The organism is Pseudomonas sp. GL_090 (assembly GCF_057837765.1).
Genome location: NZ_CM174452.1, coordinates 4,064,691 through 4,079,175, shown reverse-complemented (window position 1 = coordinate 4,079,175; position 14,485 = coordinate 4,064,691). Strand labels below are relative to the sequence as shown.

Annotated in this window: 13 protein-coding genes and 1 pseudogene; 8 read left to right on the top strand and 6 right to left on the bottom strand. The window is 56.9% G+C overall.

Features of this window, described 5'->3' with window-relative positions:
* Nucleotides 1-229 precede the first annotated feature (229 nt).
* Together gabP and AC3ITA_RS18200 are read right to left on the bottom strand one after the other, a co-directional pair.
* Nucleotides 230-1,624 carry a GABA permease gene (gene gabP / locus AC3ITA_RS18205; protein ID WP_095943622.1) on the bottom strand — a complete coding sequence of 465 codons (1,395 nt, stop codon included), beginning with the start codon at nucleotides 1,622-1,624 and terminating at the stop codon, nucleotides 230-232.
* Between the two features lie 79 nt (nucleotides 1,625-1,703).
* On the bottom strand, nucleotides 1,704-2,486 hold the full coding sequence (locus tag AC3ITA_RS18200; protein ID WP_489278144.1) for a creatininase: 783 nt from the start codon (nucleotides 2,484-2,486) through the stop codon (nucleotides 1,704-1,706).
* A gap of 432 nt (nucleotides 2,487-2,918) precedes the next feature.
* Here AC3ITA_RS18200 and AC3ITA_RS18195 point away from each other — a divergent pair, with 432 nt between their 5' ends.
* The 7 genes and pseudogenes from AC3ITA_RS18195 (at nucleotide 2,919) to AC3ITA_RS18165 (ending at nucleotide 10,873) form a co-directional block, all read left to right on the top strand.
* Nucleotides 2,919-4,046: an extracellular solute-binding protein gene (locus tag AC3ITA_RS18195; RefSeq protein ID WP_489278143.1), complete on the top strand. Its 1,128-nt coding sequence runs from the start codon at nucleotides 2,919-2,921 to the stop codon at nucleotides 4,044-4,046.
* 23 nt (nucleotides 4,047-4,069) lie between these two features.
* A complete protein-coding gene (locus tag AC3ITA_RS18190) occupies nucleotides 4,070-4,990 on the top strand; it encodes an ABC transporter permease (protein ID WP_489278142.1) in 921 nt (306 codons plus the stop codon).
* A complete protein-coding gene (locus tag AC3ITA_RS18185) occupies nucleotides 4,987-5,784 on the top strand; it encodes an ABC transporter permease (RefSeq protein WP_489278141.1) in 798 nt (265 codons plus the stop codon). The genes AC3ITA_RS18190 and AC3ITA_RS18185 overlap by 4 nt, the downstream gene beginning before the upstream one ends.
* A gap of 39 nt (nucleotides 5,785-5,823) precedes the next feature.
* Complete coding sequence (locus AC3ITA_RS18180) at nucleotides 5,824-6,912, top strand: ABC transporter ATP-binding protein (RefSeq protein WP_489278140.1); 1,089 nt, start codon at nucleotides 5,824-5,826, stop codon at nucleotides 6,910-6,912.
* A gap of 271 nt (nucleotides 6,913-7,183) precedes the next feature.
* Nucleotides 7,184-7,687, top strand: a pseudogene (locus AC3ITA_RS18175) (AraC family transcriptional regulator); the annotation flags it as partial.
* 89 nt (nucleotides 7,688-7,776) lie between these two features.
* Complete coding sequence (locus AC3ITA_RS18170) at nucleotides 7,777-8,418, top strand: LysE family translocator (RefSeq protein WP_095943616.1); 642 nt, start codon at nucleotides 7,777-7,779, stop codon at nucleotides 8,416-8,418.
* Nucleotides 8,419-8,971: 553 nt separating this feature from the next.
* On the top strand, nucleotides 8,972-10,873 hold the full coding sequence (locus AC3ITA_RS18165) for a potassium transporter Kup (RefSeq protein ID WP_489278139.1): 1,902 nt from the start codon (nucleotides 8,972-8,974) through the stop codon (nucleotides 10,871-10,873).
* A gap of 54 nt (nucleotides 10,874-10,927) precedes the next feature.
* Here the strand turns inward: AC3ITA_RS18165 and AC3ITA_RS18160 are convergent, their stop codons facing one another.
* The 4 genes from AC3ITA_RS18160 to AC3ITA_RS18145 are packed head-to-tail and all read right to left on the bottom strand — an operon-like array spanning nucleotide 10,928 to nucleotide 13,982.
* Nucleotides 10,928-11,692 carry an ABC transporter ATP-binding protein gene (locus AC3ITA_RS18160; protein ID WP_007936956.1) on the bottom strand — a complete coding sequence of 255 codons (765 nt, stop codon included), beginning with the start codon at nucleotides 11,690-11,692 and terminating at the stop codon, nucleotides 10,928-10,930.
* Between the two features lie 16 nt (nucleotides 11,693-11,708).
* Nucleotides 11,709-12,419 (bottom strand): ABC transporter permease, encoded by a 711-nt coding sequence (locus AC3ITA_RS18155; RefSeq protein ID WP_489278138.1) that lies wholly within the window; start codon nucleotides 12,417-12,419, stop codon nucleotides 11,709-11,711.
* The gene (locus AC3ITA_RS18150; RefSeq protein WP_095943613.1) at nucleotides 12,416-13,144 is read right to left on the bottom strand and encodes an ABC transporter permease; all 729 of its coding nucleotides are present in this window, start codon (nucleotides 13,142-13,144) and stop codon (nucleotides 12,416-12,418) included. The genes AC3ITA_RS18155 and AC3ITA_RS18150 overlap by 4 nt, the downstream gene beginning before the upstream one ends.
* Nucleotides 13,145-13,199: 55 nt before the next feature.
* Nucleotides 13,200-13,982: a transporter substrate-binding domain-containing protein gene (locus AC3ITA_RS18145; protein ID WP_489278137.1), complete on the bottom strand. Its 783-nt coding sequence runs from the start codon at nucleotides 13,980-13,982 to the stop codon at nucleotides 13,200-13,202.
* Between the two features lie 103 nt (nucleotides 13,983-14,085).
* Between AC3ITA_RS18145 and AC3ITA_RS18140 the strand changes: the two genes are divergently transcribed.
* Nucleotides 14,086-14,484 (top strand): hypothetical protein, encoded by a 399-nt coding sequence (locus AC3ITA_RS18140; protein ID WP_489278136.1) that lies wholly within the window; start codon nucleotides 14,086-14,088, stop codon nucleotides 14,482-14,484.
* Nucleotide 14,485: the final 1 nt, after the last annotated feature.

The window sequence follows — 14,485 nt, the reverse complement described above, 5'->3', positions numbered from 1 at the left end:
ATTGTAAGCCCTGTTTACAGGCTTCAGGATTTTACACGGTGTGTCCGGTCAATAGACCGTGACGAAAGGATTATGCACGCAAGATGTCATGAGTCTCGATTGGCTGGAGGGGTGTAGAAAACGTGGGGAGCAAGGCATGAGTGATCAACAAAAAAACCGGCCAGCTCTGTGGTGGAGAGCGGCCGGAAAGAGGTGAACGAGGATGAGTGTTGCTATCGGGGATAGCGCTTCAAGCGTTTTCGGTTCGTGCGATGTCGACGGCTTGCACTGTCTTCTTCCTGGAGTTGAAGATTGCGCCCATACAGACGATGGACAGTGTCAGCGCACCCGTCGCAACCACTTCCATGCGATGCTGCGGCAAGATCAGCATGACCACCAGGATGCTCAAGATGCAGGCAATGACCAGGTAGCTGAGCCAAGGGAAAAACCACATCTTGAACGCGATCGGTTGCCGCGAAGCATTCATTTTCTTGCGCAGTACCAGTTGCGAAACAGCGATGACCAGATAGACCAGCAGCGCAACGGCACCGGAGCTGGCCAGGAGGAAGGAGAAGACTTCGTTGGGTGCAAAGTAATTGAGTGCCGTGGTCAGAAAACCGACCGCTGTGCTGGCCAGCACCGCGATATAAGGCACCCCTGAAGACGACGTCTTCTGCAGCACTCGAGGACCATCACCGCGTTTGCTCAGGGAGTAGACCATGCGTGACGCCGTATAGATGGCTGAGTTGAGGCAGCTGGCTACAGCAATCAGCACGACGATATCGACGATCATTTTCGCGTGTGGAATGTTCATCAACTCGAGCGCCCTCTGATAAGAGCCGACTTCCATGAGCATGGGGTCGTTCCAGGGGACGATGGAGATGATGAGGAATACCGAGACGATATAGAAAATCCCCATTCGCCAGACGACGGAGTTGGTCGCGCGGGTGATCTGTTTGGAGGGGTTTTGCGATTCGGCAGCGGCAATGGTGACGATTTCCGTGCCCATGAAGCTGAACACGGTGGTGAGCATCGCGCCGATGACGGCGGTCATGCCATTGGGCATGAAACCACCGAACTCATGACTTAGTTGAACGACCCCACTCACCGTCGTATCCGGTAATCCGCCCACCAGGGCAAGTGCGCCAAGCGCGATAAACCCCAGAACCGCGATGACTTTGAGCATGGCGAACCAGAACTCGAACTCCCCGTACCGGGCGACACTGAACAGGTTGGTCAATGTCAGCAGGCCCGTGACCGCTATGGCGAACTCCCAGGTCTGAATGGCGGGAAACCAGGCGTGCAAGATGGCGGCAGCGGCGATGGCTTCAATCGGAATGACCAGTACCCAGAACCACCAGTACAGCCAGCCGATGGTGAAGCCGGCGCTGCGTCCCATCGCCCGCTCGGCGTAGGTCGAAAACGATCCTGTATCGGGCGACGCTACGGCCATCTCTCCCAGCATGCGCATCACCAGCACGACCAGGGTGCCGGAAAAAATGTACGCCAGGATGGCGGCCGGCCCCGCCGAGGCGATGGCGTGTCCTGAACCGATGAACAGGCCGGCGCCAATGGCACCGGCAATGGACAGCATGGTGACGTGACGCTGCTTGAGGCCTGGGGCCAAGGTTGAGCTGCTGGACATGAGACTTACCCTTTTTATTTTACTTGGAGAGGGTGAAGCAATAACCGTGAGTACTCGTTTCGGCACGTCCGTGTGTTCTTCAGGTGTCCAAATCAAAAGCCTCGCGCACAGCGGCGCTGATGCCAGAGACACAGACTTCGAGAATCAGCTCGCCTTTCTCGCGACAAGAACCTTTAGGGGATGACAGTGTTCCGCAGGCCGGCGTGCGCTCAGGGATGATGGGAAATACGTCGTAAGGCGGGAAGGTCGCGGGAGGATGATCAACCGCACTACTCAGATCGACCTTGTCGGGGTGCAGGGCCAGCATCAAAGAGGTTTCGAAAATACCGCCATGCTCGATATCCCAGCCGAGGAATCCCTCGGGATACAACTTTTCGATGACGGCAGGATCGTTGACGAAGTCCCAATAGGACAGCACAACGACCTTGAAGTCGTTGATGCCACCGTAGCGAAGCTCCCGAAGGGCAAGGTCTATGCCCTCGACAATGAACATCGAGTTTTCAAAGTGCCCGTTCATCATCACCAGTTTGCGTGCGCCATGGCGGGCAAGTTCTCTGATGATGTCCTGCACGGTATGGGTCAGCGTGGCGCCATCGAGGCTGGTTGTTCCCGGGAAGTGGTTGCCGCCGCCTGATTTCTGCTGAGATTTGTAGCCATAGGCGAGGGCAGGCAAGACCAGGCCGCTGACATTCTGCGCTACCGCTTTGCATATCGCGGTAGGCAGCAGCACATCGACTTCCATGCACATGTGATGTCCATGCTGTTCCAGTGCACCCACGGGCAGAAAGATTGGGCTGCCGGCAGCGACCTTCTCTGCATACGCAGGCCAGGTGAGTTCTCCAATAACGACACTGTTGTTCATCTATACAGCCTCTGAAAGCGTTTGACCGTTGGTCATTTTTAACCGGTGGTTGGGGGCGTTTGCCTATCGTCTGGCCGACCTTCCAGATTGCAGGAATCGAAGGCGGCGCATGAATCAATTCGATCAGAGGGAGAGGGTGCAGAATTGTCTAAATCCGACCCGTAAATGACAAATCACCCTCTGATTTGTCATTTCTGTCCGGTTATCGGATTAAGGCTCGTCGCTTTTGCGTGAGAAGGGGCATGAGTCGGATCTGACAAAGTCCAGGTCGAGCGCGCACAAAAACGGGTGATGGCGACCTGCTGCAATGCATCCAGCCAGCGAATGATGCCGTGGTTGGCAGCGATAGCAGGCAGCAGGCAAGAGCAAAAGGATGAGACGGACAGGAGCACTTTTCATCTGAGCCACTTTCCATCACCAGGCGAGACAATAATGAAAAATCGCATCGACCATTCACGCCGTACATTCCTCAAGACCACCAGCATTCTGGCAGGCACCGCCGCGCTTTCTGGTTTGCTGCCCTTGAGAAGCTTCGCCGTAGCGGAAAAAGAACTGGTCATACTCGCATGGGCTGGACACGCAGAGCCGGACATCGTCGCTGATTTCGAGCGCCAATATGGGGTCAAGGTCCGGGCCAAGTACTACACCGGCGGCGACAACATGCTGGGGTTGATCTCACAGTCCCCGCCGGGCACTTTCGACCTGATTCTGTCCGATGCCGAATATGTCCAGCAACTCAATGCCGCCGAGTACATCGAGCAACTTGACCCCGCTGACTACCCCTTCGATGACTTCTACCCAGAGTTCCAGCATTTCCCCGGCCACTGGCAGGGGGACAAGCTCTACTCGGTCCTGATTCGCTTTGGCTTCCTCGGCATCGCCTACAACACCCAACTCGTTCCCGAAGCCAAGGTGCACAGCTATGACGTGTTCTGGGACGAAAGCCTCAAGGGCAAGGTTGGACACTTCGACTGGCACCTGCCGAATCTCGGACAGATCAGCTTGATGAATGGCAACGCGCGCCCGTACGACATCGATACCGCGCACTGGCAAACGGTGCAGCAGAAGATGATGAGCTTGCGTGCGCAAATCGGCGGTTTCTTCGATTACGGCGGAACCTTTTCTTCACTGAAAAACGGTCAGGTCCATGCCATGTGCGGCATCGGCGACTGGATCACCGGTGTCTTGCAACGTGCCGGCGCACCGGTGAAAACCGTATTGCCGAAGGAGGGCGGGTTGCAATGGACGGAGTCTTACTGCATCGCTAAAAAAGCCCACAGCCCGGAGCTGGCGAAGAAGTTCATCCAATACATCACTTCACCTGAAGGCCAGGTCAAGTCGGCGAAGATGGCCGCTTATCCCGCGCTGATCCCGAGCAAAAAGGGCTGGGAACTGCTGAACCAGACCGATCCCGCCGAGGCGAAGCGCCAGGGCATGCTGCTCGGTCAGCGCAACGTCATGGATGACATACGCGATGGTCGTATCAAGTACCGCGAACTTCCGGTCCGGCAGAGTCTGGATGAGTGGAATGACTTCTGGTCGCAATACAAGGGTGCTTGACGAGACGAGTGGAGGTGGTCGCTATGATTTCAGACAAGTTGAAGACTTCACCGTCGGTACTCTCCGGTAATGCAGGTGCCCGAACAGAGCGCCGTTCAAGGAGGGTGTGGCGCTTGCCCTGGTTTGGCCTCTGTTTCTCGATGCCTATCCTGATCTGGCAATTGATTTTCTTCGTATTTCCGCTGGCATTTCTGGTGGCCATCAGTTTTTGGCTTGTACGTAACTTCAGGATGGTGCCGACGTTCGAGTGGCAAAACTGGAGCTACATGCTCAGCCGCGGCTTCTTTTGGGATGCTTACGTCCATACACTCGCCATGGCGGCGGGTGCCACTGTGCTGGTCAGCCTGGTGGCCTTTCCCTGCGCTTACACAATCGCCTTCAAGTTTCGCGAGTCGGCAAAGCAGCTGCTGGTGTTGCTGCTGGTCACTCCGTTCTTCACCAGCTATCTGGTGCGCACCTATTCATGGCAGGTGTTCCTCAGCGATAACGGCATCTTCAATGCAGCGCTCGGTCTGCTTGGGCTGGAGCCGTTTGCCATGCTCAATACAGCGTTCGGTACTTACATTGGCTACTTCACGCTGTGTCTGCCATTGGTGGTTTTGCTGCAACTGTTCAGCTTGATGTACATCGATCGTTCGTTGATTGAGGCCGCGCACAACCTCGGCTGCGGACGATTGCGAACGGTGCTGCTGGTGGTGGTGCCGTCGGCGCGGATCGGCATCGTGGTTGCGGCGCTGTTCTGTTTCATCCTGACCTTCGGCGACTTTGTCAGCCCGCTCTACCTGGGGGGTGGTCAGCCGCCGACCTTGAGTACGCTGATTACTGACACCACCAAGTCCGGCCAGCAATGGCCACGCGCGGCGGTGATCGCAACGATGATGATTGTGACGTTGCTCATCGCGGCTTTTGGTGCGGTTCGCTTCGCTTACCGGAGGCGCGCATGAACGAGCATCGGCTGATTAACTTCTTGCTTCGCAGCTTTGTCGTACTGGTGTTCCTCTTCATCTTTTTGCCGATTGCCGGCAGCTTCGTGTTCTCGTTCAACATTGACCGTTTCCCTTCCTTGCCGCTGGGCGGCTTCAGCCTGCACTGGTACGAGATGATCGCCAGCGATCCGGCGGTCTGGCAGGCATTCAGGAACAGCCTGACGGTGGGTGTGGTCGTGTCGCTGGTCTCAACTCTGCTTGGGTTTACGGCGGCTTACACGGACTTCCGTTACTCGTTCTTCGGCAAGTCGATCTACATGGCGCTTGCGCTACTGCCGCCCACCATTCCGGTGGTGATCATGGGGCTGGCGATGCTGGCCTTCCTGTCGCGGGTCGGACTTTCCGGCGAGATCTACGCGGTGATGATCAGCCATATCGTGATGTGCGCACCGTTCGCAATGGCGGTCATCAGGATGCGCCTGGCGCAGATGGATCCGAACATTGAGGCGGCGGCCTGGAACCTGGGGGCCAATCAATGGAAGGCCATGCGTTATGTGATCCTGCCATTCACGGCGCCGAGCATTTTCGCCGCGCTGTTCGTGACCATGGCCGTTTCCTTCGATGAGTTCGCTGTCGCCTGGTTCGTGTCGGGGCTTAACGAAACGGTGCCCGTGCGCATCCTCAATACGCTGCAAGGACAGGTGAGCCCGACCATCAACGCAATCGGCACCATCGTCTTTATCACGACCATGACCCTGGTGATCCTCGCGCAACTGCTGTTGATGCGGCGGCGTAAGCCCGCCAGTGCCTGATACCAACCTGACAATCATCCGAACACGAAGGATTCAGCCATGACTCAACCGTTGGTGGTATTCGACAACGTGGTTAAACATTTCGGTAGCTATCAGGCTGTCGAGCGTATGAACCTGGAGATTTACAAAGGTGAGTTCGTCGCAATCATGGGGTCGAGCGGCTGCGGCAAGACCACAACGCTGCGCATGCTCGCGGGGCTGGATAAACCCAGTGAAGGCGAAATTCGTCTTAACGGTGAGCGCATCAATGATCTCTACTCCTGGGAACGGGAGACGCCGCTGGTCTGGCAAAACCTGGCACTGTTCCCGTTTCTTGACGTGCTGGAGAACGTCGAGTTCGGTCTGCGAATGAGAGGGATGGCCAAGGCTGAGCGACGCAAGAAGGCACTACTGTGGATTGAGCGGCTTGGATTGGAGGAGTTCGCCACTCGCGATATAAGCCTGCTCTCCGGTGGCCAGCGGCAACGCGTGGCGTTGGCGCGCTCGTTGGTCACCGAACCGCCGATCCTGCTGCTCGACGAGCCCCTGAGCGCCCTCGACGCTCATCTGAGTGTGCGCATGCAAGGCGTGCTGACTGGACTGCAGAAGGACCTGGGTATCACTTTTGTCTACGTCACTCACAGTCAATCCGAAGCCTTTGCAATGGCCGATCGAGTAGTGATCATGAGTCGAGGCCGGGTCGAACAGATCGGCTCGCCGCAGGAAGTTTTCCTTGAGCCTCACAACCGCTTCGTTGCCGAGTTCGTTGGCGGTAAAAACATCCTTGATTGCACTGTCGTTGGCTTCGACGATAGCGGTTTGGTTTGCCTCGATTCGCAGCACGGTGGATTCCTGGCGCGGCTGCCGGAGGGTAAAACCGTTGTTCCCGCTGAGCACGTTACGGTCTGCGTAAGCGCCGAGCATATCGACCTGACCGCGCAGCCTATGCGACGCAACCGGCTGAACTGCACCGTCATCGGTGAAGAGTTCATCGGTTCGATGGTCAACATTTATCTCGAAGCCAGCGGCGGGCTTGAGTTGCAGGTGCAGAAACGGCATGCCGATTACAACTTGCTCGGCGTGCACTGCGGGCAAAAAATCTTCGCCGAGTGGGATGGCGCGCATGCACTGATTCTGCGTGGGGACTGACTCGTTGGCTTGCAAACAGGCGTGATAATGCAAGCGCACCACTTGAATCGGCAGTGGGCCAATGGGCAGTCAGCAACTCGGGTTCTTCGAGGGTGATTTTGGTCCATGAAATGGATTCCCCCTACTTTTCCCCCCACCGGCTGTTGCTGGACTCTCGTAGCGCAGAGGACCACTGGGGCTCAAGTAAATACTCGCTTGTGAAAATCCAGAGGAGGATTCTCTTCTGATCAGTCAGCTGATTACTGGGCTCCAAAGGTCTCTGCCAGTCAATCAGAAACTGCTCTGGGTAGGTGGCGAAGGTTACCCCTATGACAGGTCGCGATTTCTGATCACCTCATTGGACTTGCCTGCCAATTCAGAAGTGCTGGCGGCAAGCCCGGAACAGCCATGCGTGGGGCTGACGTTGAAACTCGATCTGCGCATGCTGGCGGAGCTGATAACGCAAAGTGACTTGCCGCCAACCCGTGATCGACCGGTTGCGAAGGGGGTAGGAATTGGTTGAGTGACCCCCGCGATGCTGGCGTCGTTCGAGCGTTTACTGGCACTGCTCGATGAGCCTGAGTCCATCCCTGTTCTGGCCCCCTTGATTCAGCGCGAGATTCATTACCGTCTCTTGCAGAGTGATCAGGCGAGCCGGCTTCGACAAATAACGTCTGTCGATGGCCAGGGGTATCGGATCGCGAAAGCCATCGATTGGCTGAAGTTGAATTACACCTCGGCGCGTCGTGTCGATGAGCTTTCGGCTCGAGTGCGGATGAGCGCGCCGACCTCTCACCTCTTTAGCCAGGTAGCTGAGTGTCATGTGACGTGTAGACCCATCACCTGCTGTAATATGCAGCGCCGATCCCACTAAGAGCTTTGAAAATGGAATTTCACTCGATTCTTGCTTTTACCTTGGTTGCTGCGATTGCCATTGCCAGTCCAGGGCCTGCGACCCTGATGGCGATCAACAACAGCCTGGCCCACGGACAGCGCAGCGCAGTGTGGTCGTCCCTTGGTAATGCCAGTGGCCTGTTCTGCCTGTCTGCCGCTGCCATGCTGGGCCTGGGGGCGTTGCTTGCCAGTTCCGAATGGCTGTTCAATGCGGTGAAGGTCATCGGTGCCGGCTATCTGTTCTACCTGGGTGTCAGGCAGTTGTTCAAAAAGAGCCCGATGCTCGTGGACGGTATGCAGGATGGTTCGAAGAAGAGCAGGCCCACGCGCTTGAAGTTGTACAAGTCGGCTTTCCTGACGGCGCTGACCAACCCTAAGGCGACGATGTTCTTCACTGCGTTGTTCCCGCAATTCATCGACCAGAGTGCGACGTTGCTGCCGCAGTTCCTGATCCTCACCTCGATCTTCATGGCGTTGTCGGTTGCGTCGCTGAGCCTGTATGCCGCGCTTGCCTCCCGGGCCAGGGGCGTGCTGACGCGGCCTGACTTGTCCCGGTGGGTCAGTTGGGTGGTAGGGTCGACCTTCATCTGCTTCGCAGCAGCCATCCTGACCCTGCGTCGACAGACTGCATAAGATAAGGTTCTTCACGGAATCCGGGGGAACACATATAACGAAATATCCGTAGGAGTAGCCTCCGGCAGCTCCTACAGGGAAACGCGTGCGCCACCAAACTACGAGGTCGAGCGTGAGCTCGCCTTTTATGCGCCGCATCGTCCCTCAAGCGAAGTTTTCCGGGATTACTTGATTAGCGATTGGCGCAACCGCAGATAGCTTTTTGAAAATACAAATATCTTCAACCTGGGATGCAAAAAAGGCTCTAAATTTACGCTTTTTTTACGGTGGCTTTTGTTACTCGCAACGATACTGGCTGGCAAAACCGACATTGCTTTTATGCCTCATATCTCTCAACTTCTACGTTATTACCCTCAAATTTCCTCAGGGTTTTCGACGCTGCTTGCAGGGGAGTAGAAGGTGGCGTGGGGCTGTCGCAGGCCCTTCGGAAAGAGTGAGCACTTGGCTGTGCAATTTGCTGCTCATCTGAAGTCGATGGCGGTTTCACTGAAGTCCACCGGCCTTGAAATCTCACGGAATGCGTTTTCGGCCCTCAATACTCGAGACGTAGAAAGTGAGCGAAACAGCGATCCATGCAATTGAAGAACCCCATCGCAAAACTTCAGCGGTGGGACTGCTCATCGCAGCTGTCGGAGTGGTGTACGGAGATATCGGCACCAGCCCCCTGTACACCCTAAAGGAAGTGTTTGCCGGTCACTACGGTGTCCAGGCCAACCACGATGGCGTGCTGGGCATTCTGTCGTTGATCTTCTGGTCGTTGATCTGGGTGGTCTCGATCAAGTACGTGCTGTTCATTCTGCGCGCCAACAACCAGGGTGAAGGCGGGATCATGGCGCTGACGGCATTGGCCCGTCGGGCGGCAGCCCCCTATCCGGCTATGAGTAAAGTACTCGTTCTGCTTGGCCTCTTCGGTGCGGCACTTTTTTACGGGGACAGCATGATCACCCCGGCTATCTCGGTGCTCTCTGCGGTTGAGGGGCTAGAGCTGGCGTTTGACGGAATAGAGCACTGGGTGGTGCCTTTGTCATTGATCGTGCTGGTGGCGCTGTTCTTGATACAAAAACACGGCACGGCTCGCATCGGTATTCTGTTCGGCCCAGTGATGGTGCTGTGGTTTGTCGTGCTGGGTGTGCTGGGGATCTATGGCATTTCCCAGCGACCGGAAGTACTGCAAGCGCTCAATCCATACTGGGGAGCGCATTTTTTTATTGCCCATCCGGGAATCGGCGTGGCCATCCTTGGTGCAGTGGTACTCGCGCTGACGGGCGCCGAAGCACTGTATGCCGACATGGGGCACTTCGGTCGTAACCCCATTGCCCGCGCGTGGTTCATTCTGGTTTTACCAGGACTGCTACTCAATTATTTTGGCCAGGGAGCCTTGATCCTGGAGAGCCCGGAGGCGGTGCGCAATCCATTTTATTTGCTCGCGCCGGGCTGGGCGCTGCTGCCGATGGTCGCACTCTCCACACTGGCGACCATCATCGCTTCTCAAGCCGTGATCTCAGGCGCATTTTCCCTGACCCACCAGGCCATCCAGCTTGGGTATGTCCCTCGCATGTTTATCCAGCACACCTCCAGCCAGGAGCAGGGGCAAATCTACATCGGCACGGTCAACTGGGCGTTGATGGTCGGTGTTGTGCTGTTGGTGCTTGGTTTCGAGTCTTCCAGTGCTTTGGCCGCTGCTTATGGGGTCGCGGTGACGGGCACCATGCTGATCACCACCATCCTGTCCTCGGCCGTCGTCCTGCTGCTATGGAAAACCCCTCGCTGGTTGGCCATTCCGATGCTGCTCGGTTTTCTGCTGGTAGACAGCCTTTACTTCGCGGCCAATGCTCCGAAGATCTTTCAGGGTGGTGCGTTCCCGGTGATTGCCGGCATTGGCCTGTTCATTTTGATGACCACCTGGAAACGGGGTCGCAAGATCATCGTTGAACGACTGGATGAAACCACGCTGCCTCTACCACTGTTCATCGGCAGCATCCGTACGCAGCCTCCTCATCGGGTACAAGGCACGGCGGTATTTCTGACAGCCAGGGCCGATGCCGTTCCGCATGCGCTGCTGCACAACTTGCTGCACAACCAGGTTTTACATGCGCAGGTGGTATTGCTCACCGTGGTGTCTGAAGACAGCCCTCGCGTTAGCGCTGAACGGCGGTTCGAGGTTGAAGCCTATGGTGAAGGGTTCTTCCGGGTCAGTCTGCACTTTGGCTTTATAGAGGAGCCCGATGTCCCCTTGGCGTTGAGTCTCTGTCACTTGGCCGAGCTGGACTTCAGCCCGATGCGCACCACCTATTTCCTGAGCCGGGAAACGGTGATCCCGACCAAGCGCATCGGTATGGCCCGATGGCGAGAAAGCCTGTTCGCGTTTTTGCTGAAGAATGCCAATAGCAATCTGAAGTACTTCAAATTGCCATTGAATCGGGTAATAGAGCTGGGTACACAGGTTGAGATGTAAAGCGTCATTGAGTATGCCTTCGAGCGACCCTGCGGTTGCTCGAAGGCGCTCTTGTCACTTCAGGTTGCCGCTGAGGAACTGCTGCAGACGCTCGCTTTTCGGGTTACCCAATACGTCCTCGGGCGCACCCTGTTCTTCGACCCGCCCCTGGTGCAGGAACAGCACCTGGTTCGACACTTTGCGCGCAAAGCTCATTTCGTGGGTCACCATGATCATGGTGCGGCCTTCTTCGGCCAGCCCCTGGATCACCTTGAGTACTTCGCCGACCAGTTCCGGGTCCAGGGCCGACGTCGGTTCATCGAACAGCATGATCTCCGGTTCCATGCTCAGGGCACGGGCAATGGCGACCCGTTGCTGCTGACCACCCGAGAGAAACGCCGGGTATTGATCGGCCACCCGTGCCGGCAAACCGACCTTGTCCAGGTAGCGCCGGGCGCGATCCTCTGCGTCCTTCTTGCTGACGCCCAGCACCCGGCGTGGGGCCATGGTGATGTTCTCGAGTACGGTCATGTGGCTCCACAGGTTGAAGTGCTGGAACACCATGGCCAGGCGAGTGCGGATGCGTTGCAGTTCATTGGCGTCAGCCACGCGCATGCCGTGGCGGTCATGGACCATTTGAATCGGCTGGTTGTCCAGGCTCATGGCGCCGTCATTGGGCGTTTCCAGGAAGTTGATGCAACGCAGAAAGGTGCTTTTGCCCGAACCACTGGCGCCAATCAGGCTGATCACATCGCCGGTCCTGGCGTTCAGCGAAACGCCCTTGAGGACTTCATGGTTGCCATAACTTTTGTGCAGGTTTTCAACGGTCAGTTTGTACATGAGCAAGCATCCTGAATTAGTGAGCCGGGCCGAGGAAAGACAACCAACGGCGTTCAGCCAGGCGGAACAGGCCGACCAGAGAGAAAGTGACTGCCAGGTAGATCAACGCGGCGATGCCGAACGACTGGAAGGTCAGGAAGGTCGCCGAGTTGGCGTCCCGTGCGACTTTCAGAATGTCCGGGATGGTCGCGGTGAAGGCCACGGTGGTCGAGTGCAGCATCAGGATCACTTCGTTGCTGTAGTACGGCAACGAACGACGCAGGGCCGACGGCATGATCACGTAGGCATACAGCTTCCAGCCGGTCAGTCCGTAAGCCTTGGTCGCTTCGACTTCACCGTGGGCCATGCTGCGGATTGCCCCGGCGAAGATCTCCGTGGTGTAGGCGCAGGTGTTCAGGGCGAAGGCCAGGATGGTGCAGTTCATCGCATCGCGAAAGAACGCGTCCAGCACGGGCTGAGCACGCACCGCGGCCAGGCTGTAAATGCCGGTGTAACAGATCAGCAGTTGGATATAGAGCGGCGTTCCGCGAAACAGGTAGGTGTAGAACTGCACCGGCCAGCGCACCCAGACATTGTCCGAGACCCGGGCAATCGACAGCGGGATCGACATCACGAAGCCGAAGAAGATCGAGGCGCTGAGCAGCCAGAGGGTCATGGCCAGCCCGGTGATGTGATTGCCGTCCTGGAACAGGAAAGGTTTCCAGTACTCCTGTAGAAGTTCGATCATCGCACGGCCTCCCGGGTACCTGCGGCGTAGAAGATTTCCATCCGGCGCAAGACGTAGTTCGAAACGGTGGTTATCACCAGATAAATCAAGGCGGCCAGAATCAGGAAGAAGAACAGCTGATAGGAGCTCTTGCCCGCGTCCTGGGCCACCTTGACCAGGTCGGCCAGGCCAATGATCGACACCAGCGCCGTGGCCTTGAGGATCACCATCCAGTTGTTACTGATACCCGGCAGGGCAAAACGCATCATTTGCGGGAACACCACCAAGCGAAAGCGCTGAGCGCGGGTCAGGCCGTAGGCGGTAGCCGCTTCCATCTGCCCTCGCGGTACGGCAAGGATGGCGCCACGGAAGGTTTCGGTGAAATAAGCCCCGTAGATGAAGCCCAGGGTAATGACCCCGGCACTGAACGGGTTGATCTCGATGTATTCCCATTCCATGAAATCGGTAAACGAGGTCAGCCAGGTTTGCAGGCTGTAGAAGATCAGCAGCATCAGCACCAGGTCCGGCACCCCGCGGATCAGCGTGGTGTAGGCCTGCGCAGGGACGCGCAGCAGTGCCGATTTCGAAAGCTTGGCGCTGGCGCCGATCAGGCCCAGGCCAACGCTCACCAGCAAGCACAGAAAGGATAATTTGACAGTCATCCAGGAGCCTTGCAGCAGCAGCGGGCCGAAGCCCTTGAGGCTGAAGCCTGACAGCCCCAGGATCATCAACAGGTTTTCTAGCATTGGGCAGCCCTACATCGATCAAAAAAGTGCCCATCCGCAAATGGGCGCAGGGTCATTATTTGCCGCTGTACAGATTCAGGTCGCCAAAGTGCTTCTGCTGGACGGCCGCATAGGTGCCATTGTCGTGCAGTGCCTGGATACCTTTGTTCAGCAAGGCCTGGAGCTCGGCGTTGCCTTTGGTGATACCCACGGCGGTTTTGGCTGGCAGCAGGGGGCTTTCGATCGGCTCGCTGACCTGGAAGTCGGCGCCTGGTGGCGACTTAAGGAAGCCCAGTTCGGCTTGCAGCATGTCCTGGATCCCTGCATCGAGACGACCGGAAGTCAAGTCAGCGTAGACCTGGTCCTGGTTGGCGTAGGCCTGGGTTTCTACCCCGGCCTTGTCCAGCACGGCCTTGGCGTAGGCTTCCTGGATGGAGCCTTGCTCGTAGCCGACTTTCTTGCCCTTGAGGGAGGCCGGGTCGGTGCCGATGGCCACGCCTTTTTTGAATACCAGCGCGGTCGGGCCAGAGAACAGCTCGTTTGAGAAATCGATGACTTTCTCACGTGCTGGCGTGGCGGTCATGGAGGAAATCACACCGTCGAACTTGTTGGCCTTGAGGCCGGGAATCATGCCGTCGAAGTCGCTTTCGACCCACTTGCACTTGACCTTCAGTTCGGCGCAGATCGCGTTACCCAGATCGATATCGAAGCCCACCAGGCTGCCATCGGCGGCCTTGGATTCGAACGGGGCATAAGAGGGATCGACGCCAAAGCGCAACTCCTTGTACTCCTTGGCCAGCGCAGAACCTGCAGCTACACACAAAGCTAATGCAGAAAGGGTGAGAAATGCTTTTTTCATTATTTTATTCCCAGGGACCATCGAAAGCGCTTGTGACGCAAGAGAACGAGTACTGCTTGGCAATATGTCTTATGCACACGCAGATACTTGTACAGACAAGCATATGCAATCACCCGGCCAATTCGCGGATTGGGCGTTTGAGAAAGTGCGTAAAGCGCTCTGGGATGGGCTTGACAGGCAAGTGAGCGCAGGGAGGGAGGCTGCCTGCGAGGCTGTTACCAAGGCAGTTTTTTACACCCGGCTGGGGTATGCGGTAACAAAATGTGAGATCAAGGACGCCGATTTTCAGGCGGTGTGGATTTTTGAGGGTGTACATCTGCCGGCCTGGTTGCTGGGTGCGTTTGTCTTGGCAGGCCGCTATCGCGAGCAAGCTCGCCCACAGAAGAGCCAGGTCTGCCCGACGGCAGGTCGTTACCGGCCCGTACACAAAAAATCTGACACTCTCGATTTTCCTGGCTCAATCCTTGATGCTCCGGCAGCATCGACGGTCAGCACGACGTAGT